30 protein-coding genes are annotated in these 22,558 nt (G+C 43.9%); 14 read left to right on the top strand and 16 right to left on the bottom strand.

Annotated elements, in window-relative coordinates; translation table 11 throughout:
- Positions 1-48: 48 nt before the first annotated feature.
- The gene (locus tag XZ46_RS21840; RefSeq protein ID WP_006623674.1) at positions 49-369 is read right to left on the bottom strand and encodes a hypothetical protein; all 321 of its coding nucleotides are present in this window, start codon (positions 367-369) and stop codon (positions 49-51) included.
- Positions 370-436: 67 nt separating this feature from the next.
- Between XZ46_RS21840 and XZ46_RS21835 the strand changes: the two genes are divergently transcribed.
- On the top strand, positions 437-865 hold the full coding sequence (locus tag XZ46_RS21835) for a hypothetical protein (protein ID WP_008053968.1): 429 nt from the start codon (positions 437-439) through the stop codon (positions 863-865).
- On the opposite strand, the gene XZ46_RS21830 is transcribed toward XZ46_RS21835, so the two are convergent.
- The 3 genes from XZ46_RS21830 to XZ46_RS21820 form a co-directional block, all read right to left on the bottom strand.
- Positions 862-1,695, bottom strand: a complete 834-nt coding sequence (locus XZ46_RS21830) for a glycerophosphoryl diester phosphodiesterase membrane domain-containing protein (RefSeq protein ID WP_008053966.1) — start codon at positions 1,693-1,695, stop codon at positions 862-864. The genes XZ46_RS21835 and XZ46_RS21830 overlap by 4 nt on opposite strands.
- A 233-nt stretch (positions 1,696-1,928) precedes the next feature.
- Entirely contained in the window at positions 1,929-2,759 is an 831-nt protein-coding gene (locus XZ46_RS21825; RefSeq protein ID WP_006668570.1) for a hypothetical protein, read from the bottom strand.
- A gap of 90 nt (positions 2,760-2,849) precedes the next feature.
- Positions 2,850-5,114 (bottom strand): tetratricopeptide repeat protein, encoded by a 2,265-nt coding sequence (locus XZ46_RS21820; protein ID WP_006623681.1) that lies wholly within the window; start codon positions 5,112-5,114, stop codon positions 2,850-2,852.
- A 480-nt stretch (positions 5,115-5,594) separates the two neighbouring features.
- Between XZ46_RS21820 and XZ46_RS21815 the strand changes: the two genes are divergently transcribed.
- Entirely contained in the window at positions 5,595-6,413 is an 819-nt protein-coding gene (locus XZ46_RS21815; protein ID WP_006668568.1) for a creatininase family protein, read from the top strand.
- A 27-nt stretch (positions 6,414-6,440) separates the two neighbouring features.
- On the top strand, positions 6,441-7,196 hold the full coding sequence (locus XZ46_RS21810) for a DUF561 domain-containing protein (RefSeq protein WP_006668567.1): 756 nt from the start codon (positions 6,441-6,443) through the stop codon (positions 7,194-7,196).
- Between the two features lie 85 nt (positions 7,197-7,281).
- Here the strand turns inward: XZ46_RS21810 and XZ46_RS21805 are convergent, their stop codons facing one another.
- Positions 7,282-7,944 (bottom strand): calcium-binding protein, encoded by a 663-nt coding sequence (locus XZ46_RS21805; RefSeq protein ID WP_006668566.1) that lies wholly within the window; start codon positions 7,942-7,944, stop codon positions 7,282-7,284.
- 79 nt (positions 7,945-8,023) lie between these two features.
- Here XZ46_RS21805 and XZ46_RS21800 point away from each other — a divergent pair, with 79 nt between their 5' ends.
- Both XZ46_RS21800 and XZ46_RS21795 read left to right on the top strand, forming a co-directional pair.
- Positions 8,024-8,692 (top strand): DUF2301 domain-containing membrane protein, encoded by a 669-nt coding sequence (locus XZ46_RS21800; protein ID WP_006668565.1) that lies wholly within the window; start codon positions 8,024-8,026, stop codon positions 8,690-8,692.
- Between the two features lie 286 nt (positions 8,693-8,978).
- Entirely contained in the window at positions 8,979-10,445 is a 1,467-nt protein-coding gene (locus XZ46_RS21795; RefSeq protein WP_008053961.1) for a hypothetical protein, read from the top strand.
- Between the two features lie 77 nt (positions 10,446-10,522).
- On the opposite strand, the gene XZ46_RS21790 is transcribed toward XZ46_RS21795, so the two are convergent.
- Positions 10,523-11,026, bottom strand: coding sequence for a hypothetical protein (locus XZ46_RS21790; protein WP_006623687.1), 504 nt, complete (start codon positions 11,024-11,026; stop codon positions 10,523-10,525).
- A 321-nt stretch (positions 11,027-11,347) separates the two neighbouring features.
- Here XZ46_RS21790 and serA point away from each other — a divergent pair, with 321 nt between their 5' ends.
- The 4 genes from serA to XZ46_RS21770 all read left to right on the top strand — a co-directional run bounded on the left by serA (position 11,348) and on the right by XZ46_RS21770 (position 14,925).
- Positions 11,348-12,931 carry a phosphoglycerate dehydrogenase gene (gene serA, locus XZ46_RS21785; protein WP_006668563.1) on the top strand — a complete coding sequence of 528 codons (1,584 nt, stop codon included), beginning with the start codon at positions 11,348-11,350 and terminating at the stop codon, positions 12,929-12,931.
- Positions 12,932-13,090: 159 nt separating this feature from the next.
- A complete protein-coding gene (gene prmA / locus XZ46_RS21780) occupies positions 13,091-13,984 on the top strand; it encodes a 50S ribosomal protein L11 methyltransferase (RefSeq protein WP_006623690.1) in 894 nt (297 codons plus the stop codon).
- 76 nt (positions 13,985-14,060) lie between these two features.
- The gene (locus XZ46_RS21775) at positions 14,061-14,483 is read left to right on the top strand and encodes a YeeE/YedE family protein (protein ID WP_008053957.1); all 423 of its coding nucleotides are present in this window, start codon (positions 14,061-14,063) and stop codon (positions 14,481-14,483) included.
- A 4-nt stretch (positions 14,484-14,487) separates the two neighbouring features.
- Positions 14,488-14,925: a DUF6691 family protein gene (locus XZ46_RS21770; RefSeq protein ID WP_006623692.1), complete on the top strand. Its 438-nt coding sequence runs from the start codon at positions 14,488-14,490 to the stop codon at positions 14,923-14,925.
- Here the strand turns inward: XZ46_RS21770 and XZ46_RS21765 are convergent.
- The 3 genes from XZ46_RS21765 to XZ46_RS21755 all read right to left on the bottom strand — a co-directional run bounded on the left by XZ46_RS21765 (position 14,883) and on the right by XZ46_RS21755 (position 17,483).
- Entirely contained in the window at positions 14,883-16,610 is a 1,728-nt protein-coding gene (locus XZ46_RS21765) for an FAD-dependent oxidoreductase (RefSeq protein WP_228116397.1), read from the bottom strand. The genes XZ46_RS21770 and XZ46_RS21765 overlap by 43 nt on opposite strands.
- Positions 16,611-17,009: 399 nt before the next feature.
- The gene (locus XZ46_RS21760) at positions 17,010-17,213 is read right to left on the bottom strand and encodes a type II toxin-antitoxin system VapC family toxin (protein WP_198449133.1); all 204 of its coding nucleotides are present in this window, start codon (positions 17,211-17,213) and stop codon (positions 17,010-17,012) included.
- A gap of 9 nt (positions 17,214-17,222) precedes the next feature.
- The gene (locus XZ46_RS21755; protein WP_228116396.1) at positions 17,223-17,483 is read right to left on the bottom strand and encodes a hypothetical protein; all 261 of its coding nucleotides are present in this window, start codon (positions 17,481-17,483) and stop codon (positions 17,223-17,225) included.
- A 133-nt stretch (positions 17,484-17,616) separates the two neighbouring features.
- Between XZ46_RS21755 and XZ46_RS37015 the strand changes: the two genes are divergently transcribed.
- Together XZ46_RS37015 and XZ46_RS21745 are read left to right on the top strand one after the other, a co-directional pair.
- Positions 17,617-17,808, top strand: coding sequence for a hypothetical protein (locus tag XZ46_RS37015; protein ID WP_006623694.1), 192 nt, complete (start codon positions 17,617-17,619; stop codon positions 17,806-17,808).
- Positions 17,809-17,954: 146 nt separating this feature from the next.
- Positions 17,955-18,152, top strand: a complete 198-nt coding sequence (locus XZ46_RS21745; RefSeq protein ID WP_008053949.1) for a hypothetical protein — start codon at positions 17,955-17,957, stop codon at positions 18,150-18,152.
- A gap of 97 nt (positions 18,153-18,249) precedes the next feature.
- Here XZ46_RS21745 and XZ46_RS37645 read toward each other — a convergent pair whose 3' ends face one another.
- The 7 genes from XZ46_RS37645 to XZ46_RS21710 form a co-directional block, all read right to left on the bottom strand.
- Entirely contained in the window at positions 18,250-18,381 is a 132-nt protein-coding gene (locus tag XZ46_RS37645; RefSeq protein ID WP_008053947.1) for a PIN domain-containing protein, read from the bottom strand.
- Positions 18,382-18,447: 66 nt separating this feature from the next.
- Complete coding sequence (locus XZ46_RS37010; RefSeq protein ID WP_008053946.1) at positions 18,448-18,651, bottom strand: type II toxin-antitoxin system VapC family toxin; 204 nt, start codon at positions 18,649-18,651, stop codon at positions 18,448-18,450.
- Positions 18,648-18,905 carry an AbrB/MazE/SpoVT family DNA-binding domain-containing protein gene (locus tag XZ46_RS21735; RefSeq protein ID WP_006668558.1) on the bottom strand — a complete coding sequence of 86 codons (258 nt, stop codon included), beginning with the start codon at positions 18,903-18,905 and terminating at the stop codon, positions 18,648-18,650. The genes XZ46_RS37010 and XZ46_RS21735 overlap by 4 nt, the downstream gene beginning before the upstream one ends.
- Before the next feature lie 250 nt (positions 18,906-19,155).
- Positions 19,156-19,596, bottom strand: a complete 441-nt coding sequence (locus XZ46_RS21730; RefSeq protein WP_008053944.1) for a type II toxin-antitoxin system VapC family toxin — start codon at positions 19,594-19,596, stop codon at positions 19,156-19,158.
- Positions 19,589-19,834 carry a hypothetical protein gene (locus XZ46_RS21725; protein WP_006668555.1) on the bottom strand — a complete coding sequence of 82 codons (246 nt, stop codon included), beginning with the start codon at positions 19,832-19,834 and terminating at the stop codon, positions 19,589-19,591. Before XZ46_RS21725 ends, XZ46_RS21730 begins: the two co-directional genes overlap by 8 nt.
- 390 nt (positions 19,835-20,224) lie before the next feature.
- Positions 20,225-20,656, bottom strand: a complete 432-nt coding sequence (locus tag XZ46_RS21715; RefSeq protein ID WP_008053942.1) for a type II toxin-antitoxin system VapC family toxin — start codon at positions 20,654-20,656, stop codon at positions 20,225-20,227.
- 15 nt (positions 20,657-20,671) lie between these two features.
- A complete protein-coding gene (locus XZ46_RS21710; RefSeq protein WP_008053940.1) occupies positions 20,672-20,884 on the bottom strand; it encodes a hypothetical protein in 213 nt (70 codons plus the stop codon).
- A gap of 367 nt (positions 20,885-21,251) precedes the next feature.
- Between XZ46_RS21710 and XZ46_RS21700 the strand changes: the two genes are divergently transcribed.
- From XZ46_RS21700 to XZ46_RS21690, 3 genes are all read left to right on the top strand, one after another.
- Positions 21,252-21,701, top strand: a complete 450-nt coding sequence (locus XZ46_RS21700; RefSeq protein ID WP_008053935.1) for a PIN domain-containing protein — start codon at positions 21,252-21,254, stop codon at positions 21,699-21,701.
- Positions 21,702-21,717: 16 nt separating this feature from the next.
- Positions 21,718-21,912: a hypothetical protein gene (locus XZ46_RS21695; RefSeq protein ID WP_008053933.1), complete on the top strand. Its 195-nt coding sequence runs from the start codon at positions 21,718-21,720 to the stop codon at positions 21,910-21,912.
- Positions 21,913-22,062: 150 nt separating this feature from the next.
- Positions 22,063-22,554 (top strand): PIN domain-containing protein, encoded by a 492-nt coding sequence (locus XZ46_RS21690; RefSeq protein WP_008053931.1) that lies wholly within the window; start codon positions 22,063-22,065, stop codon positions 22,552-22,554.
- The last annotated feature ends 4 nt before the right edge of the window (positions 22,555-22,558 follow it).

Raw genomic sequence — 22,558 nt, 5'->3', positions numbered from 1 at the left:
AATAATTGCCTTTGTCTGAATCTTTGATGATGGGTTAAGCAGATTTCTTTAAATCTTGGGTTTTTGGGATGATTTGAATACTTGATAACCTATGTACACTATCACCCCGACTACCGCAAGACTTATGGCTAAGGAAATTAATTCGACAAGGGTTTTTAATAGGGCTAACCCGGCGATGACTCCCACACTGGCTACGGCTATCTGTCCGGCTTTGGGTAATCTCTTGAACCGCGCCATCAACTGACCATATAGGGTTTTTAGGCTGCTGTTTAAGTTGGAGGGGGTGGGATTTATGGGTGCATTGGGGTTAACTTCGGCTTCGAGTTCCTCGAGGCGACGATTGATTTTCGGGTCGTCTTGGTAGTTCAAGGGATTTCTCCTCCGGGGATATAAAACAACGCTTTACCATTGTACAAGGAGATTAAGAGGGTGGGTTATGACTAATATTAACTTGGGTCAAGTTTTCACCGCTGGACTTCTGGGGGTTTCCCTGTTTCTGGCTGCGGCGGAGTCGGCTTTGGCTGACAGGCGATCGGTTTCTCCTGGGGTGGCTATCACTTTATCGGGAACTTCGGGGGGAAGTTCTAATAGCCGAGACTGTGGTTGGATCGCTGAGAGTCCTAATCATATTCTGGATGTCACTCAGGATCTACCATATTGGAGTATTACTGTACAGACGGCTGGGGCTCCCACTTTACTGATTGATGGTCCGGCTGGTCGCTATTGTGTACTCCCGGAGAGTCCCTCTGGGTCTATTTTACAGTTTTCCGGTTATGGTACTCGCGGGACTTATCGGATTTTTATTGGCGATCGCCAACAGTCTCAACATCCTTATAGCCTTTCTATTTCTGACCGTAAGCCCTAGATTTCTGGCTTTTTGGGGCGATCGGTGACTCGATTCTGTTTCCCATTACGGCTGATTATGTCATAGTAAATCACTGCTGTAATGGATTGGAAAAACGGCCAAGTCAGCGCACTCATTGCAATTAACACAGCCAAGATAATTAAGAAATTCACCAAAGCTGCTAAGTCATACGGCAAAATTACACTGATAACTAATCGGCTGATTGTCATAATCAACTGACCCCCAATGCTGACGGGGAACGTGGCTAGACCTGCGACTATCAGAATCCAGATAATTTTAAAGGCTGATTCTTTGGTTATTTGCCAACTCTTGCTAATTGCTCCGGTGGCAGTCATCGGGTTTTCTACGGCTAGAATCACGTCGCATATATACAGGCGGGCTGATATCCACATCAACCCTATATAAAACATGACAAATGCGACTACTCCTAATAAAAATCCTAGTAATAATGATACAAAACTTTCGGGACTCAGTAGGATAGATACCAAGAATCCGGCTATTCCCACAGCTATGGCTAAACCTATAAAAGCCCCAATCATAATCAATAGTAGCAGAAGTGATTGCCCTAAAAAACTCCATTTGCGCTTGTCTGTATAGCGTTTAGCGTCTGCTCCTGGTTCGGGGCGTTCGCTCACCTCAAAAAAAGCTAAACGAGCGATCGCTCCTGAAATCGCCGCAAATTTCGCCCAACCATAAATGGGAACAATCAGCCATAAAAAGCCGACAAACGCCATAGTAAAGTATTGTTTAAAATGGTCTCGATAGATACGAAATCCGGCACTAATCACATCACCCAAGTTGAGGGATTTATGAGCATATTTATTAGTCATGACTAAATTTATAGATGCAGCTATAGGATTTTTGACTGTCTCCAAAATTACAGATTCTTGGTATCCTTGATTTCACCAAAGCCAGAAATGCTGATCGTCTTCACCTAGGGGGGGTTTAGGGGGGGATCCAGGAATCTGCTTTTAATTCACCAGCCAGACAATTCCTATGGTGGGGATTATACAGGAATCGACCAATTAGGGCGATTTTCTTAAACAAAATTTTATAAATACCTTCAGATTTCCAAGATTTTGGGGTTATCTGTGACTAAATCCTGTTCATCCTGATGGTTGATGAGGTCGTAGTAAATCACGGCTTTAATGGATTTGAAGAAGGGGATAGTCAGCGCCCCCATAGCAATTAAAACAGTTGATAAAACTAATAAATTCAGCCCAACTGCTACCTCAGCCGTAACTAGGGAATTGATAAGTAATCGGCTGAGTAACAAAATAAACCGAGTCGCTATGGGGAAGGGTAAGGTTGCTAAAACTGCGACTATAAAAATACCCATAATTTGAAACTCTGATTCTTCGGTGATTTCCCAACTATTCTTGATCGACTTTTTGGCGTTGGTCTGGTCTTCTAATGCGAGAATCACGTCACATATATACAGACGGGCTGATATCCACATCAACCCCAGGTATAAGATGATAAATCCAAATACTGCCAATAAAAATATCAACCATGATAACCAAAAAGTCTCAATATTCAGTTTCATAAATATGAAGATTGCCGTACCAAGAACCATACTAAAACCTATGAAAATGCCAATGATAATTAATCCGACGAGCAGTAATTGTCCTAAAAAACTCCATTGGCGTTTGTTAGTGTAGCGTTTAGCGTCTGATGGAGGTTCGGGGCGTTCGCTCACTTCAAAAAAGGCTAAACGAGCGATCGCTCCTAAAGTGGCGAGACATTTAGCCCAACCATAAACGGGAACAATCAGCCATAAACAGCCGACCAAAGCCATAGTAAAGTATTGTTTAAAATGGTCTCGATATATCCGAAACCCGGCAATGATAACATCACTGATACTTAGAGAGTTTTGAGGGTATTGATTAGTCATGACTAGGTTATAGATAGAGTTAGAGGATTTGGCTAATGTCCCACAAAATTACCAACCAATATCTGGGATAAATTTTAGATAAAAACCAGGTTACTGTAATCGCTGAATTTGATATTGAGAATCCCGAAATCCCCCGGTCAAACCTTGCTCTAAAAACAGTTTTCCAGCCTGTTCAAAATCACTGATGGCACCTCGGCGATCGCCTAAAGATGCTCGGACCATTCCGCGACCATAAAAAGCACCAGCCAAATTAGGTCTGATGCGAATAGCTTGGGCGTAGTCTGCGATCGCCTCAGAGTAATTACCAAGTTCAGCATGAGCCTGAGCGCGATTACTGTATGATTCAGCATCATTAGGATTCAGACTAATAGCTTGGCTATAGTCAGCGATCGCCGCCTCATAATTCTCAGCCAAAGAGTGAACTAACCCCCGATTACTGTGAGCCTTAGAATTATTAGGTTCTAACTCAATCGCCTTAGTACAATCTCCAATAGCTGCATCATAATTTTGCACATTCAGATGAGCAATACAGCGATTATTATAATCCATAGCTGTGGGGTTTAATTGAATGGATCTACTACAACTTTCTATCGCCGCCTCATAATTCCCTAAATTGATGTAGGTACTGCAACGATTCCCGTATGCTTCAGCATTATCTGGTTCCCAACTAATCACTTGATTATAGTCTGCTAAAGCACCTTGATAATCTCCTAAATGAAACCGAGCGCGACCCCGATTATAATAAGCAGCAGCCGACTCGGGATTGAGTCTAATTGCTTCTGTATAATCAGCCATTCCTGCTTGTAAGTTACCAGATTTAACGTGAGCGCTTCCCCTAGCGCGATAGGCTTCACTATTGTTTGGTTGTCGCCTAATTACTTCGGTATAATCTAATATGGCGGCTTCGTAGTTTTCTTGGCTATAATGGGCGAGTCCCCTTTGATAAAAAGCATCTGTATCTTCTGGGTTCAGACGGATCACTTGATTTAGGTCATTAATAGCATTACCAAAATCTCTCATTTGATGGTATGCTAAACTGCGGTTAAAATAGATGTCAGGATTAGTAGGATCAAGTTTAATGGCTTGGGTATAGTCAGCGATCGCCTGCTCATATTTCTGGAGATCATAGTAAGCATTAGCCCGTTTACGGAAGGCTTCACTATTATCAGGAAATAGCTGGATTGACCGAGTAAAAGCCTTAATTGCCGCCTCTGGGTCTCCCGCTTCCAGACGTTCTACCCCTCTTTTTAGGGCGGCTTCTGATTTGACAGGATCGGGGCGGCTTAACACTTGAAATAAGCCAAATATCACGATTAAACCGACTAATCCGGTTGCCGCTATTCCCACTACAGTCCAGAGGCGATTTAAGGATATGTCTCGTCGCGGTTTGTGTGTTTTATAGGGGGGATGATTTGGGGAAGTTGGGTTAACTAACCCGGTTTTTCCGGTGAGTTGATTTAATTCAGCGATCGCATCAATAGCGGATTTATATCGTTTCCCATAGTAATGATGCACCATTTTATCTATAATACTAGCTAATTCGTTACTAACTCGCGCCCGCTGTCGCCAGGCAATTTCTCCAGATATAGATAGGCTAGGATCTTGGAGTTTGGGCAAATCTGAGCCTTCTAAACCAGTTAAAGCCTGAATAGCAATCATTCCCACAGCATAGAGATCGCTATTAAATTGGGGGTTTCCCTGGAATTGTTCGATCGGCATATAGGAGGGTGTACCCGTGGCGATCGTTCGCATGGGTTGATTATTTTCCTCAGCCAGTTGGCTAGTCACGGCTTTGACGGAACCGAAATCGATTAAGACTAGGGCTTGGTCTGATTTGCGGCGAATTAAATTAGAGGGGTTAACATCTCGATGAATTACGCCATTTTGGTGAACAAATACTAAAATATTGAGGATTTCTTCTAAGAGTTCGATCACTAGATCTTCTTTCCAAGGATGACCGGGAATTAGTTCTTTATGAAGGGGATGTCCTTCGATAAATTCTTCGACTAGATAGAAGTGATTATTATCCTCAAAATAGGCTAATAATAGGGGAATGCGATCGTTGCGTCCTAGCTTTTCTAAGATTTCTGCTTCCTGTCGAAATAGGCGTAAGGCTGTTTTCAGGATTTTGGAATTATTACTAGGGGGACGCAGTTGTTTAACCACACATTGAGGATGACCAGGACGGCGGGTATCTGCGGCTAGATAGGTCTGACTAAATGCTCCTGAACTCAAAATTTGTACAATTCGATACCTTCCATCTAGGAGTTGACCAATGATTTCCATCTGGCGTTGAGGTTTGAAACTTCTAGGGGAGTTCGAGGAATGGGGTTTGGAGCGATCGTCTAAGTTCATAATATGTTACAGTTTGATATAAAATGGCTGGAGAGAGCAAATGGAATCGGTTTTCCTATCGATTAACTGATTTTCATCAGGATTGAGAACTCACCATTGAGTTTCTTATGTCAATTTTGGCATAAAATTTTGGGTATAGTCTATATCAACCATAACAAGTGTCAGCACCCCGATCTAAAAAGACGGCGGCTCTCATTCCGCCTAAGCTGCTGACGAGCGATCGTCTTATACGGAGCGGGTTCTAAATAGTCTGGACTTCCATATAGATGATTAAAGAATATGCTTGTATGGGCGGGTTCTAAAGAATCGGGACTTCCATATAGATGATTACAGAACCCGCCCCTACTATATTGGCAAGTGAACCCGGTCTGATTGTACCATGCCCTTGGTCTTTAGGTAGGTATGCAGACCATGATCAAGATCTAGTTTCCTGAGATTACAAAATATTATCAATTTTTGGTGAAAATTACCTGGAAAACCATGCACAATTTTATCCCCCCTCATCGATTTTTCCCTTACCTAACTTGGACAGAAATTGCGGAAATGCCCGATCCAGAAAATACCGTAATTATCCAACCAATTGGGGCTATAGAACAACACGGCCCCCATTTACCGTTAATTGTGGATGCTGCTATTGCTACCGCCGTGACGGGTCTAGCCCTAGAAAAACTCGATCGCACTATTCCCGCCTATGCCCTGTCTACCTTATATTACGGCAAATCTAACGAACATTGGCACTTTCCGGGAACCATCACCTTAACCTCTGAAACCTTAATATCAGTATTAATGGAAGTAGGGGAAAGTATATATAGGGCGGGGTTCCGCAAATTAGTATTTCTGAACGCTCATGGTGGACAACCCCAGATTTTAGACATGGTAGCGCGAGACTTGCATCAACAGCATGAAGATTTCATGGTATTTCCCCTGTTTGTGTGGCGGGTTCCCCACATAGCCAAAGAACTATTTTCCCCGGAAGAATTGGAATTAGGGATTCACGCCGGAGACATAGAAACCAGTGTGATGTTATCAATTTTGCCGGATGTGGTACGCCGGGATAAGGCGGTGCGAGAGTTTCCCCACGGCTTACCCTCCGACAGTTTACTGAGTATGGAAGGAAAATTGCCCTTTGCTTGGGTAACGCGGGATCTAAGCGCTAGTGGTGTGTTGGGAGACGCAACGGCGGCTACAGAAGAGAAGGGGAGTCGCCTACTGGAGTCGGTGGTAGACAGTTGGGTAAAAGCGATCGCAGATATTTATAAATTTCAGCAGCCCCAGTGTTTCCGCTCTGTGTCAAAATAAATCGATATCGGAAATAGAGCCTAAGTAATGACAATGATCAACTCTACTCTACAGCAAGCCTTTAACCGAGGCCAAGGGCTGAAAGTAATTAGCGGTTTAATGAATTTCCATCGCCCCAATGTGGTGGCGGTGGTGAAAGCAGCAACTCAAGGCGGCGCGACCTTTGTAGATATTGCCGCTGACCCGGAATTAGTGGCGATCGCGCGTGATTTGACCCATTTACCTATTTGTGTGTCAGCCGTAGAACCAGAAAAGTTCCTCCCCTGTGTGGAAGCTGGCGCTGATCTGATTGAAATTGGGAATTTTGATGCTTTCTACGCCCAAGGACGGCGCTTTGAAGCCCCCGAAGTGTTGCAGTTGACCCGTCAAACTCGATCGCTACTTCCTGAGATTACCCTATCCGTAACAGTTCCCCATATTTTGGAACTGGATCAACAAGTCCAATTAGCCATAGACTTAGTGGAAGCTGGGGCGGATATTATCCAAACAGAAGGGGGAACTAGCGCTAACCCTGTGCATCCCGGAACTTTAGGATTGATTGAAAAGGCTGCGCCTACCCTAGCCGCCGCCCGGGAAATTTCCCGCGCCGTATCGGTTCCAGTATTATGCGCTTCTGGAATTTCTAGTGTAACAGCACCTTTGGCGATCGCCGCCGGTGCTGCCGGTGTCGGTGTCGGTTCAGCTATCAACCGCCTCGATAATGAATTAGCAATGATTGCAGCGGTTCGTAGTCTCGTGGAAGCATTAGCCACCGTGAATACTGCCCGGATTTATCAGTCTTAGAAAATCTCTACAGCCCCAGCGTTCATCTCTTTGGCAGTTATTAATTATCCGCCGATTACATGACACTTGGGGCTGTATTCTCATCTCAATCTCCCGCGCAAGTTAAAAACCAGATCGAATAATCTTCAATTAATTGATAATTATCAGACTCCTCATCTGTGCATTCTAAATCCGCTAGGTCTAGGGTAAATAATTTCTCATCGCTAACCCGTCGGACTTGCACTTGTAAGCCATATTCTTCATCAAATTTATCAGCAAAGCCCAGAATTTCAAAAGTATCTTGATGGGAAGGATTGTTGATTTTTTGTTTCTCGTATTCCTTTTTGCGACCGGAAGACAATAGATATTCTTCTTCCCAAGCAAATTCATCACTTGCGGTTACATAACAAGGTAACTTGATTTGTTTTTTCAGATATTGCAGATAGAGTTTAAGTTTTTTTCGGAAACTATAAGAAGGCTTAAAACCCAAGTTTTTTTCAGTCTTAGCTACCGCCATTTCCAGGTCAGCATCGGTCAAATAATCAAGGTATAAGTCATCAATACCTGGGATATTTTCGATATCACTTATAGTCAAGTTTTTGATGACATCCAACATCAACAAACGAGGATCTTCTGGGAGGTCTAATCGGTCTATACTGTTACCACTACGGATATTAAAAGTAATCGTCTCATCAATTTGAATCCCCTTGAGGTCAGACGGTTCGGGATGAGTCGAGGCGGATTTTAAGTTTTTCTGAAATTTTGTCATAATATTTAGGTTAGTGAACAACAGAACTTACTTTAATTTGTTCTGGATAGATCCGAATAATCAACAGGAGACCAAAATTGTGACCCAAACAGTACCAACCTCTCAGCCACAGATCTACCAAGGACAGTTTGGCGAGTATACCATCACTGATGACGATCGCCAGGGAGTCCTAGTATATAGAGTTAGTTTGGCGATCGCCGCCGTCTGCTTTGGTTTAGGGACCGCTTTAGTCTTATGGGACTCACACAGCCCCATATTCCGGCAACTGCTGACCCCTATTTATCTTGTGTTCTGGTTAGCTTTGGGAGTTAGCCTGTTCACAATTCATATCTATCTAATTATTTTACACAGATTCCTTCAGTTTTGTTGGCTCATTGGGGGTATTGCTACCCTGGTAGTGGCGATCGCAGATCCTGAACCCTTAGCCGTCACCGTTTATAATCAGCCATATAGCTTATTCGGTGTCGGCTTTACATTTGTGGCTCTAACAGGCATTTATTTTAAGGAGGCTTTTTGTTTTAATCGCATGGAAACCAAACTGCTAACTCCCCTAGTCCCCCTCTTACTGTTGGGATATATGGCGGGAGTGTGGACAGTCATCAATCAGAAATTTTTGTTGTTTTTCTGGGCTATTCAATTCGGGATTTTTGCCCTCCGCAAGTGTTTCCAAGCCATTCCTTCTGATATTGGTGATAAAAGTGTATTTGATTACCTTCACCAACAGCGATCGGCCCAATCGCACAATTAAGTATAATTGACCCCACTACCCAGTCATCAATCTGACTAGCAGCCCCTAGAAGCTGTTGTCAAAGATAACCGGTCAATATTAGCAACTTCTGCCCTTTTCCTTAGCCAGGGGCAGGATATCTCCAGATCAAGGCGATCGCAGATTATTCTTGACTGCTATAGCCACTAAGTCCATGATCGCATATATTTGATGATGGTAACATCCGTAATTTCACTCAAGACAATCTGAATACGTTAAATGCTTACTCCACCCTAAATCAAATTTTCTTGATCAATTCTGAAAACCTATGGCCACAATAGAGCCCGAATCAATGTCCATGGAACTACAAGGAAAACTTGTAATTGTAGATTTGGACGAAACGCTTTTTCTGCGAAACTCCACAGAAGAATATCTAAATTCTTTACAGCCTAAAACCTTGGGGGCTGTTTTATTAATTGCCCTAGATATTCTCAAGCCTTGGAACTGGTTACCCCAACCCCTCAAAGGAGACCAATCAAGGGATTGGTGTCGTGTAATTATCTCCACCCTAATTTTTCCCTGGACTTTAATTTTTTGGCAACAGCAAGCCCAGAAACTTGCCCATAATTATATCAACCAGGAACTGATCCTAAAATTCCTTGAACAATTCCCCTCACAAATAGTTATTGCTACCCTCGGCTTTGATCTAATTATAAATCCCATTATTAAGAATTTACAATTTTGTCCTGATGCTGTGATTAGTTGTCGGTTTTGGCAGGGAGGGGTTGATCGTCAACGGGGAAAGTATGAGTTAGTTAAAGCAGTATTAACTGACGAAGAAATCGCCAATGCCGCCGTCATTACAGATTCCACAGATGATCAGGTATTATTGGATGCTGTAGCATCACCCTATCTCGTGCAGTGGCCTGATGCTCAATATGTCCCGGCTATGGCTGATGCTTATATTCCATTTTTGTATCTGGAACGCGGTAAGCGCCCCGGCCAAAAATATTTCATCAAGAACATTATCGCAGATGATTGGTTAGTCTTGATTTTGGCGATCGCTTGGATAAGTCCTTATCCAGCTTTACAATCAATCATGATGCTGTTTTTGCTTTTATCTTTTTGGTGTATCTACGAGTATGGCTATGTAGATAATGATATCATCGCCGAAACTTTTGAGCAAAAACCTACTCTCACCGCCACCTATCAAAACTACAAAAATCGTGTCAAACTCTGGCAGGTTTGGTTATGGGCGATAATTTTGGCAATACCCGGACTTTTCTTGTTAGAGGTGATAAAACTTCAATTAACCCCAAAAACTATCAATTTATCCCTACTCAGTTCTATGGGTTTAGATGGTGTCCTGTGGCTCACTTTTTTGAGCGTTGTATTTGGGTATTTTTGGAGTTATAACCGCCTTGATAAACAAACTAGAATTTGGCTATATTTCTGCTTACAAGCAAGTAAATGTTTTGGGTTTTTGATAGTAACTACCACAAATAGCATAGGTATTATGTTATTTGCTTCTCAAGTTTTAGCTCGCTGGATCGCCTATATTGTGTATCGAGTCGGTAAACACACCGAATGGATGGAATTTCCGGGAGAGTTTTTCCGGTGCTTTTTGTTTACATTTCTGATTATTTCTGTCGCACTAGGAACCGGGGAATTATCCATTTTACTGAGTTGGCAAACTCTCGTGATTTTTGCCTGGTGTGCTTACCGAGGACGTAGGCAATTTGTCAATATTTGCCGTCAAGCATACCCAATATATAAGGATAAAACTCTGGTCTAATTGCCAAGCCAACAGCTTGCACAGCTAACCGTAATTGTGCAAGCTGCTAGGTAAGCTATCGGATCCTGCTGCCTTTTTCAGATACTATAACCCTGGATATTTTCCGGGTTAAATTGTTTGAGGGTGCGGGTAGCTTGACGGACTAAAGTTTCCGAACCTTGAACCACAACTAGATATTTACCAGCATTGAGGCGATTTCGATAGGGTACAGCATCTCCCCCGCCAATAATCAAGCCTACCCCGCCGCCAGCGAGAATGCTACCGAGTCCCCCAGAAATGCCCCCCAGAATGCCACCGATGAAATGATCGCCAATTTCCCCCGCCCAAGCAAAGGTATTAAGTCCCGTGATTAAGCTAAAGGTGTAGCCAGCCACAAAGCCAAAAGGAATCAACCAACTAGCCATAAGTTTAACCTGTTTGCGGGCCGGATCATAGGGGTCAATCAAGCCAAACTCATCAGCGCTTTTGTATCCTCTGCCTAAAATACTCACTTGAGTGATTGGGATTTCGTCTTTTTCTAAAGCCAAATAGGCAGCCTCAGCTTGAATGCGATCGGGTAAAACAGCAATTAGGTAGTTCATATATGATGATTAGATTATTGGATATACGGCTGCAATTCTGTTAGTCACTAGGTTTCATGATCCCCTGTAATGGTTGGTAAATTCACCATAATTCTGTGGTTAATTATCAAGGGCCATGATGCTGGGGACAATCCAAACTAAATTTACTAAATTTTTGTGAACAATTTGTGGTAGGTCGTCCCCCTTAACGCTAGAATAGTTCACTGCGGTATTTTTACCGCGATCGAGATCTGCATCAACAGACTCTCTCAATTTACCACGAATCCTTAAATCAAGGAAGTTGTGGTTAATCCCCTACAGTTGCAATTTATTGGCCCAACCATGCCTAAGGTTCTTGTATCTGATCCGATTGATCAAGTTGGACTTGACATTATCTCTCAGGTGGCTCAGGTGGATGTCAAAACCGGACTACCTGCTGAGGAACTGGTAAAGATTATTCCCGAATATGATGCCCTGATGATCCGTTCTGGTACTCGTGTCACCAAAGAAATAATAGAAGCGGGTACTCAGCTTAAAATTATTGGTCGGGCTGGTGTGGGGGTGGACAACGTGGATGTTCCCGCGGCCACCCGCCAAGGAATTGTCGTAGTTAACTCCCCCCAAGGTAACACGATCGCCGCTGCCGAACACGCTATAGCCATGATGTTAGCCCTATCGCGCCATATTCCCGAAGCCAATGTATCCGTAAAAAGCGGCCAGTGGAATCGCAAACAGTTTATTGGGGTAGAAGTTTACAAAAAAACCCTGGGGATTGTGGGACTGGGTAAAATCGGTTCCCATGTAGCCTCCGCCGCCAAAGCTATGGGGATGAAATTACTAGCCTATGATCCATTTATTTCCCAAGATCGCGCCGAACAGTTAGGCTGTCGGTTAGTAGATTTAGATTTACTGATCCGCGAGTCAGACTATATCAGTCTACATATGCCGAAAACTGAGGAGACCTATCATTTAATTAATGCACAGGCTCTGGCTCAAATGAAACCCACAGCTCGTATCATTAACTGCGCTCGTGGGGGTATTGTGGATGAAGTAGCTTTAGCAGAAGCTCTGAAAAATGATCAAATTGCTGGGGCGGCGGTAGATGTTTATGAAAACGAACCCCTAGAGGAAAATTCCCCCCTGCGGGAGTTGGGTCAAAAGGTGATCCTCACTCCCCACTTAGGAGCATCGACAGAAGAAGCTCAAGTTAATGTAGCCATTGATGTAGCTGAACAAATTAGAGATGTATTGTTGGGCTTACCAGCTCGTTCAGCGGTCAATATTCCTGGGTTGTATCCCGATGCTCTCGAACAACTCAAGCCCTATCTACAACTGGCGGAAACCTTGGGAAATTTGGTCAGCCAATTGGTAGGAGGTAGGGTCGATTTCTTGGATATCCGTTTACAAGGGGATTTAGCCAATCGCGATAGTAAACCGGTGGTGGTAGCGGCTCTGAAAGGTTTGTTATCTCAGGCTCTGCGGGAGCGGGTTAATTATGTTAATGCTACCATTGAAGCCAAAGAACGCGGTATTCGGGTCATTGAAACTAGGGATGCTTCGGTCTGTGACTATACCGGCTCTCTGCATTTGGAAGCTAAGGGATCTTTAGGTACTCATTCGGTGACGGGGGCTCTATTGGGCGATCGCGAAATTCGGGTGACAAATATTGATGATTTCCCCATTAACGTACCCCCGACTCGTTATATGTTATTTACTCTCCACCGAGATATGCCGGGAATTATCGGTAAAATCGGGTCGCTGCTGGGTAGCTTTAATGTCAATATTGCTAGTATGCAGGTCGGTCGTAAAATTGTACGGGGAGAGGCGGTGATGGTTTTAAGTTTAGATGACCCATTGCCGGACGGACTGTTGAGTGAGATCATGAAAGTAGCAGGTATCCGGGATGCCTATACGGTAACTCTCTAAACTCAAGGAAATTAGGGTGCTGGACTTAATGGCTCCTGGCAGACTAGACTGGAGAAAGTGGAGAATCAGATGCTCACACTACCTCTAGTGGGATAAATTATCCCCATACTTCTAGTGAGCTAAATGCTCGCATATTGTCTGGCCCCAAAAGTAACTGATATGGCACATAGCTGGTGGGAAATTCGAGTAGTCTGTGATTTGAACCTAGAAGAAACTGTCTTCTGGCGACTCGAAAATTTTGGCTTTCGGGGAACAGCCAGTCAAACTAAACATCAGTCTTGTTTGATTTGTGCCTATTTACCAGAAGAACAAGCTCATCTTTTGGACCTGGCGGCTTTATCTATTTTGCTGCGCCAGGATGCTTTGTGTATGGAAATGTCTATCCCTATTGTGCAATGGGATCTCATTGATGAGGAAGACTGGTCTAGTAGTTGGAAGCAGCATTGGGAACCAACGGAAATTGGCGATCGCTTTTGGATTTATCCGGCTTGGCTAACTCCCCCCGAAAATAGCGATCGCCTTATTTTACGTCTTGACCCTGGGGTGGCTTTTGGTACCGGAGCCCATGCTACTACTCAGCTTTGCTTGGAGTCCCTAGAAATGCGTTTGGGAATATTAGGGGAAAATCCGATCACTGTTGTTGATATCGGTTGTGGTTCGGGAATTTTGGGTATTGGTGCGATCCTATTGGGGGCGACTCAGGTTTATGGTGTCGATACTGACCCCTTAGCGGTGCGATCGGCTAATGAAAACCGCGACCTTAACCATATATCCCCAGAACAAATGATTAGTGAGGTGGGAAGTGTTGAGGAGTTGATTAAGCGTGCTAAAGGACCTGTTGATGGGATTTTATGCAATATTTTGGCTGAGGTGATTATGGATATAATTCCTCAGTTGGACTGTCTGACTAAACCTAATAGTTGGGGGGTTCTCAGTGGTATTTTGCTAGAACAGGCTAAACCGATCGCTGATTTGTTAGAACAACATGGCTGGATCGTCGCCACTCTCTGGAAGCGACAGAATTGGTGCTGTTTCAATATTAGACGTTCTTGATAGTTGCACATCTGAAAAACTCTCACAATCATGATAATTGAGATGGTGAAACAGTGTTAATCGTTCAGGAGGTAATATGGCTGATTTTAACTGGATAAGTGCATTAATGGGCGGGGTTTTAATTGGTCTGAGTGCTACCATATTATTGGCTTTTAATGGTCGGATTGCTGGCATTAGCGGCATGGTTAATGGGGCGATTACTTTTAAATCCCAGGAGGCTTGGCGATGGCTATTTCTTCTGGGTTTAATAGCTGGGGCTGCTATTTATGAATATGGATTTCCATCCCCACCAACTCCCCTGTCAAATTCCGTACCTTTATTAATGATTATTGGTGGTTTTCTGGTGGGGTTTGGTACTCGTATGGGTAACGGTTGCACCAGTGGTCATGGGGTTTGTGGTTTGGGTCGCTTTTCTATGCGATCGCTGATAGCAGTTCTCTCATTTATGACCACTGCTTTTATTACTGTATTTATCATGCGTCATGTTTTAGGGGTGTAATTTTATGAACCTCAAAGAAAATATAATTGTCTTGGTTTCTGGGATTTTATTTGGTTTCGGGCTGGGTTTATCCCAAATGATGGATCGCGATCGCGTCTTGGGATTTTTGGATCTTGTGGGAGTTTGGGACCCTACTTTAATCTTTGTCCTCGGCGGCGCTGTGGGGGTGACAGCGATCGCTTTTCGGTTTGTCCTCCGTCTTCCTCACCCCCTATTTTCCAACAAATTTTATCTACCTACTCGCCAAGATATCGACCCCACTTTAATCATGGGAGCCGCTATTTTTGGCATTGGCTGGGGTATTGCTGGCTACTGTCCGGGTCCCGCCATTACCGCCCTAGTTTTAGGTATTCTTAACCCGGTATTGTTTATAATCGCGATGATTGCTGGGTCCTTGGCTTATACCCTCTCATCTAAGCTAACAGGTCCTGGGCCAAAGTAGGAAACCATCATTAAAGAACCAATTAGGGCTAAGTTCTTTAAAAATGCCGTTTTCTGAGCAGGATCATCTAGGAAATTGTGGAAAACTAGGGTGGTGGGGATTAAAAATAATATCAAAATAATCGCCCCCCAACGGGTTTTATAACCTAGAATTAAAGAAAAAGCCCCCACTAATTGAAACACAATATTTCCTAATAGCATTAAATTGGGATGTGGCAATCCCCGCAATGCTATCATTTCCTCGGTAGCGGCGAAATCCAAGATTTTGCTAACGGATGAATTGATAAAAATGGTGGCTAAAAATGCTCGTCCAATTAGGGGAATATAATTCATAATCCAATTATCTTGAGACAACAAATGCGATCGCTTTCTTTGGGATTTATCCTTAAAAAACTCGATAGCCGGATCAGGACTATTTAAAAAGGCAATTTCCCGGTAAGGGCGGATAATCGGTTTTAGCAGTCTCAGTCCTAAAACACAATCCCAGAACCAGTTATAGCCGACTGTTAAGCGATTGCGCCATCCCGGTAGATAACACATATGAATCACTAACCAAGTTAGCCAACCCAAAAATCCGGTGTTATTGAGGCGATCGCATGACAAAATCCCAGCATAGCGACTAATAATAGCAGCCTTGCCTTTATCAATATAACGAAAAGGTTGCGGAGATGTTCCCCGTAACTGATGCAAAATATTGGTCGCCACCGCTTCCCCCTGTTGGATAGCTTCCGGGGCGATACCGCTAAGACCATGATCAGGCCAGAGAAAAGCCACATCTCCGATCGCATATACTTTAGGATGATCGGGAACTTGTAAAATGGGTTCCACAATGATTTTACCCTTGGCGGCGGTAGAGATTTGGTCAAGCTGGCTGGGATGATCGGCTTGTACCCCTGCTGTCCAGATAATAGTTGGGGCGGCGATCGCTTCTCCGGTGTCTAATTCTACCCCCTGGGAGTTGACCCGCAAAACCCGACGATTTAACCAGACAGATACCCCCAATTGGCGTAAATGACGTTCACAATAGGCGCTAAACCCCTGGGAAAAGTTGGGAAGTAGGCGATCGCCGGAATGTACTAAAATCACCTTCGCCAGGGGGAATAACCGCCGCCAACCTAACAAAGCGCGGAGTTGGTCGATTAAACCTCCGGCCAATTCTACCCCGGTCGGACCGCCACCAACAATCACAAATGTCAATAACCGGGCGCGATCAATGGGTTCAGGTTCTAAAATAGCCCGGCGAATGCGATCGACGATATGATGGCGCACAACCGCCGCATCTTCTAGGGTATTTAAAGTTAAGCTATATTTAGCAGCCCCAGGGATGTGATCTAATTGGGGACGGCTTCCGGTAGCGATGACGAGAATATCATATCTGATTTGTCCGTGATCTGTATCTACCCATTGATATTCATAATTAATCCGGTCAACGTTAGTCTGGATAAATTCGACATTGGGATATTTTTTGAATGCTGACTGGAGGGGATAAACGATTTGGTGGGGATATAGTAACCCGGTGGCTACTTGATACAGTAGGGGTATAAAAGTATGGTAGCAGTTGCGATCGATTAGCAACACATTCGCGCCCGCCTTAGCTAGGAGGCGGGTTGCTGTTAAACCACCAAATCCAGCGCCCACAATGACAATGCGATCGCTCTTTAACGCCATGGGACTCGGGTTGCTCAACTAACATTTTTCTGATGTTAACAAATTCCCGCCATTTTTGCCTTCCAGTAGCTTACTTCAACCCCAGCCTCTCACGCCACCCAGGGACTCTGCTGTTAGGCGCAAGTGAACCAACGGGGGTTGGTATAAGTTTATCTATTTCCTCACCCCTTCTCGGTTGAATAATTAGGGAGGCTTCCAGAAACCTTTTTACAGCCGATTCACCCTATCCCAAATATCCGAGGTAATTGATTGTGACTAATCCTAAATTAGCCAACATTTCTCAAAGAAAGCGGGTTTCTCGGTGGAGTGTCAAGAAACCGGGTTTCTCAAAGAAAGCGGGTTTCTGGTAGGATAGCGATCGCATCACCAAGATTTAAGAAATTAACCCGGTTTCGGGGGACAATAGGGGTGCTATCTCTATTTGTGATAAAATAGACTCATAAACTGTAACTGTTGTAATTTAGCCAAGTTTTGTTCTATTTTTTGTGAGCAATAAACCCCTTTGTAGAGTTCGGAAACCACAATAGAACTCAGACAAGACGATTGAAAATGCTGGGCGAATTTGGCTACAGCATTGGGATGATTTTTAAGTAAAGCGATACATACGTTAGTATCTAGCAAATACATAAATCAATCAAGATTAAATAATTCTCGACCGTGGTTTTGATGGCGTTGTTGAGCGATCGCTGTCAAGGTAGCATCTAAATCGGGTTGGTTTGACCAAGCACCAAATAGTTGACATAATTGCTGCCAATGTTCTTCTGGTGTCGGGGGGATGGGTGGGCTAATTTCCAGGATAATTTCAGAGCCGTCAGGGACCGCAATATTTTCGGTTAGCTCGATAGTTTTACCGCGTTTAATGCCTCGGATTTGCATAAATATGGCTCTCATTTTTCTTCAGCGCTATTTCAGTTTAGCACATAGATTCTTGAAAGACAAGAAACCCGGTTTCTGGTAGGATAGCGATCGCATCACCAAGATTTAAGAAATTAACCCGGTTTCTGAGTCTCTGGAATGGGGTAAAATGGGAGTGCTATTCCCTACCCGGTGCGCGGCTATGGATGAACAAAGAGTGCAGGCTTATCTCTCCCTGATTCAAGAACTCCTCAACTGTCCGGGGGAAGCACTGCAAATCCTCAACAGTCATCTGGAGTTGGTGGATGAGGGGTTTGTGCAGGTGTGCGAGTGGGTGGCGGCGCAGTTGCAGGGGGTGTGATGGTTGCGGTATATTTAGATGTGTGTTGTCTCAATCGCCCCTGCTCAAGACGGCTCGCAGACATGAACACCAATTAAAGGTAGCTATTCGTAATCCGGTGGTGTGGCTGATTGAGGTTTTACAGGAGCAGTAAACAGGAATTTTTCATGATGAACGCATTAGAGTTAAGAGAAAAGGGCTATCAGATTTTAGTCAGTCATTTGGGACAGTCTGATGTGATTCGATTTTTGCAACAAATGGGTTGTGGACAGGGAGATTATACCCAGGAAAGGCGCGAGGTTTTAGAGTCTGTGACGCGGGAGGAGTTTTTGGATGAGTTACGCAAAATCAGAAATCTTGAGTAGTCGGGTTTTTGGGTAGTCGGGCAAAAGAAACCGGGTTTCTGGCAGCATCTGGTGTTTATTCACAAAAAATCAAGAAGGAAACCCGGTTTCTGAGAGTTTATGAACCCAGCCGGTAAACCTGGGATAATTGCCCTAGCTTGACATCAAACGATGCGGTTTCATCACAGCCAGCTTGTTGATTGATGCGAACAATCAAATAATCAGAAAAATCAGCATTTACCGACTTCATTTTATGAATTGCCCAAGCGATATCATCGGAATTTTCAAATACAAAAATATTGGTATTTAAGAGAGTTTATAGGATAGTAATGAGTTGGTCTCGCTTAATTTTATACCGACTGCGTAATACCCAAGCAACTTCACAAAGGACAATATTATTAATCAAGCAGGTTTGATGATTTTCTAGGGCTTGATTGATGTATCGATCCGCTTGCTGCCATTGTGATTCATCGTCTCGGACTAGAAAGCGGACGATGACATTGGTATCCAAACCTTTCACATCGATTCTCCTGCCCCTTCAGCAATGGCTTGTTCCATTTCCGCTAGAGAAACGGGTTTTCTGTCTGGATCGTAGAGACAACCCGATAAGGTACGGACATCAATTTTAGCGGCTTTGGGGACGGGTTCTAAATAGACTTTGCCATCAGGAGAAATGGCGATATTAATCGGGTCTCCCGGTTTTAATTGCAGCCAGTCGAGAATTTCTGGGGGAATCGTTGCGGTTCCCTCTGGGGTAATTCGGGTCAGTGCCATAAGGGGGTAATTTAATGGGTTGGATGCCATCTATTTTAACGGGAATGTAGCCGAATTGTGCATCAAATCCCTAAAATAGCGGGTGGGGGCTGCCAGAAACCGGGTTTCTAGTAGCATCTCTGTTTCTTCATAAAGATTTAAGAAAGTAACCCGGTTTCTGAGTCTCTGGGATGAGGTAAAATCAGAATGCTATCCCCTACCCGGTGTGCCCCTGAAGAAGATGTTATAAATCATTTAGGATTGCTATAGGCTATGGATAAAAAGCGCTCTGGGATTTAAGAAGACGAACAAAACCCGCTTGATCGAAATGATGATCGCTAGTTAGAGCGTCGGTAATTTCTAATTGTTGCATGATTATAAATGATGTGGCATCAACCAGTGACCAATTTTTATCTAACCGCTGTTTTAAAAGTTCCCATGGGGCATTTTCAATCTGCTGATTGACGCGAACGAGTTGCAAATAAGGAGCAGATTGAATCGCATCAATATATTGAAAAATTTGGGGGCGAGGAACTCTAAGTGGACTATTGAGCAATGCTACAAGTTCAAGGACAATATAGTTACTTGTCACCATTAAGTATTTTTGTTGTCTAGCTTGAGTAAACCATTCTACTGCATACTGATGAGCCGGTTCAGTTTTGATAAATAAGTTGGCCCAGCCAGAAGTATCAACAAATACACTATTATTCACTGGGCAACTCCCGTGAATAAATGGCTTCGCCAATATAGTCGTCGTGGCGAGATGCAATATCGTTATTTTCAGCGCTTAATGTGCCAATCAGTGCGGCAATTGGATCATCAGGTTGGGTAGCTAAGTCCTCTAATGATTTTAAGATCATTGCTTCTAAAGAGAGGTTGATGATTTGAGCTTTGGATTCTAAACGTTGGCTCAGATCGTCGGGAAGTTCAAGGTTGATTTTTCGAGTCATTTTAATCAAGATGATAGGAGTAATTAAGGGTTTGATCTTAACTTAAATTACTGATAGCATTAAACCACCAGTGCGATTCATTTTTCAAGCGGGTGACTCGTGCGGCGATCGCCAGGGGGTGATTTTCAGTAGGTTGCCGAGTCATGGTCAGGGTTGAGTTTTCAGATGATTGGAGCATCAGGATGATTATAACCCATCTTGTCAGAGAAAACTGAGTTTTGAGCCGCTGGAAAAGAAACCGGGTTTCTGGTAGCATCTCGATTCCTTCACCAAGATTTAATAAATTAACCCCGTTTCTGAGTGTCTGGAATGGGGTAAAATGGGAGTGCTATTCCTTACCCGGTGCGCGGCTATGGATGAACAACGAGTGCAGGCTTATTTCTCCCTGATTCAAGAACCGTTGATTGACCAGTTTTCGATAGAGAGTTCTTGGATAATGCCAAAATCAGACTCGTTGCACGTTAGGAGGGTGGCATTTTGAACCAGAGAAATGGCAGCAATTTTCAAGTCCATATTCCCTAAACGGGGGTAGGTTTTGCGGAGGCGTTGATGCTCGACTGCGGCAGGATAATCGAAGGGTAAAATGGGGATAAAACAATAGTCCTTTGCCGTTTTTTGCAGTCCTTCATAAGCGATGATTTGTTGCTGAACTGTTTTCGCTTGGGACAAAAAACTGAGTCTTCCTCTGATTTGTTCTTCATAGGTGATGACGGTGACGGCAATTTGAATATTCTCAACGGTTGCTATTTTTGCCAAAATCCGTTGACCGGGTTCACCATTGCGTTGAATGAGACTCAGATGATCAGTATCGAGAATATACATCGGATTTTGCTGACTTTATTCGGCAGATTTGCGCCATTCTTGTCCGAGTTGAATCACCGCTTCAAAGCTGGGATCATTGGCGTGACTCCCGGCAATGCGTTCCCACCAGGGTTGTGGTGGGGAGGTGACGGTGGCTAAGACTTGTTTAATTTGAGTGAGTTCGATTTCCAAGCTGGTGACTCGTGCTTCGATTGCCTGGGGCTGATTTTGAGTAGGTTGCCGGGTCATAGTCAGGGTTGAGTTTTCAGGTGATTTGAGTCTGTTGGATTATTATAACTCATCTTTTCAGGGAAGAAACCGGGCTTTTAGCCGCCGGAAAAGAAACCGGGTTTCTGGCAGCATATCTGTTGCTTCACAAAGATTTAACAAAGAAACCCGGTTTCTGAGGTTTGGGAATAGGGTAAAATCGGGGTGCTATCCTCTACCCGGTGCGCCGCTATGGATGAACAGCGATCGCAGGCTTATCTCTCCCTGATTCCAGAACTCCTGGAATGTCCCAGTGGGGAGAACAAATCCTCGACGGTCATCTGGAGTTGGTGGATGAGGGGTTTGTGCAGGTGTGCGAGTGGGTGGCGGCTCAGTTGCAGGGGGTGTGATGGTTGCGGTATATTTAGATGTGTGTTGTCTCAATCGCCCCTTTGATGACTGGGTGCAGGAGCGGGTTCGGCTAGAGGGAGACTCAGTTTTAAGTATTCTGGAACGGGTTCGCACGGGAGAATGGCAACTGATTTCGAGTGAAGCCATTCTCGTAGAACTGGAAAAAATGCAGAATCTGGAGAAAAAAACCAGCATCTTTAATCTCTTGGCATTAGCAACACGAATGCAGGAAATCAATCAGGCAGTTGAGGAACGTTCACGACAACTAGAAGGTCTGGGGTTTGGGCTTTTTGATTCTTTTCATCTTGCTTGTGCTGAAGCATCTGGGGCGGATATTTTTCTTTCTACGGATGATCGCCTGCTCAAGACGGCTCGCAGGCATGAACTACAATTAAATGTGGCTATTAGTAATCCGGTGGTGTGGCTGATTGAGGTTTTACAGGAGTAGTAAACAGGAGTTGTTGATGATGAACGCATTAGAGTTAAGAGAAAAGGGCTATCAGATTTTAGTCAATCATTTGGGACAGTCTGATGCGATTCGCTTTTTGCAACAAATGGGTTGGGGACAGGGAGATTATACCCAGGAAAGGCGCGAGGTTTTAGGGTCGGTGACGCGGGAGGAGTTTTTGGAGGAGTTACGCAAAATCAGAAATCTTTAGCTATCTAGTTTCTGGGTAGTCGGGCAAAAGAAACCGGGTTTCTGGCAGCATTTCTGTTCCTTAACAAAAACTTAAGAAATCAACCCGGTTTCTGAGTCGCGGGGATGGGTAAAATCGGGATGGTGTTCCCAAGCCATAAAACAGGGAGTGATGCAGGAATTTAACCGGGAGAACTCGCCTAATATGAGCGATCGCCTCAGAATTTACTTAGATGCTTGCTGTCTCAATCGTCCATTTGATAATCAAACCCAGCCGAGAATCGCCCTAGAAACTCAAGCAATCCTAACGATTATAAACCAATGTGAATTAGGACAGTGGAAACTTATCACCAGTGCCGCCTTAGACGCAGAACTTGTTCAAACTCCCGACATTGAAAGACTGAAAAATATACAATCAATCCTGAGTTTTGCTAAAATTAGGGTAAATAGTAGCCAGTTTATAGAAAGCCGTTCTCAAGAACTTGTAAAACTAGGATTTTCTGGATATGATGCCACCCATATTGCTAGTGCAGAGCGAAGTAATGCCGATGTATTTTTATCCACAGACGATCGTCTAATAAACAGAGCAAACCGAAATATTAAAACGATAAATGTTGCCATCCAAAATCCCGTACAATGGCTAATGACTATCAACCTAAAATAAAAAG

The organism is Limnospira indica PCC 8005, assembly GCF_000973065.1.
Taxonomy (GTDB): domain Bacteria; phylum Cyanobacteriota; class Cyanobacteriia; order Cyanobacteriales; family Microcoleaceae; genus Limnospira; species Limnospira fusiformis.
Note: the sequence above shows the minus strand (reverse complement) of the source record. Positions and strands in the feature narration are given on the sequence as shown.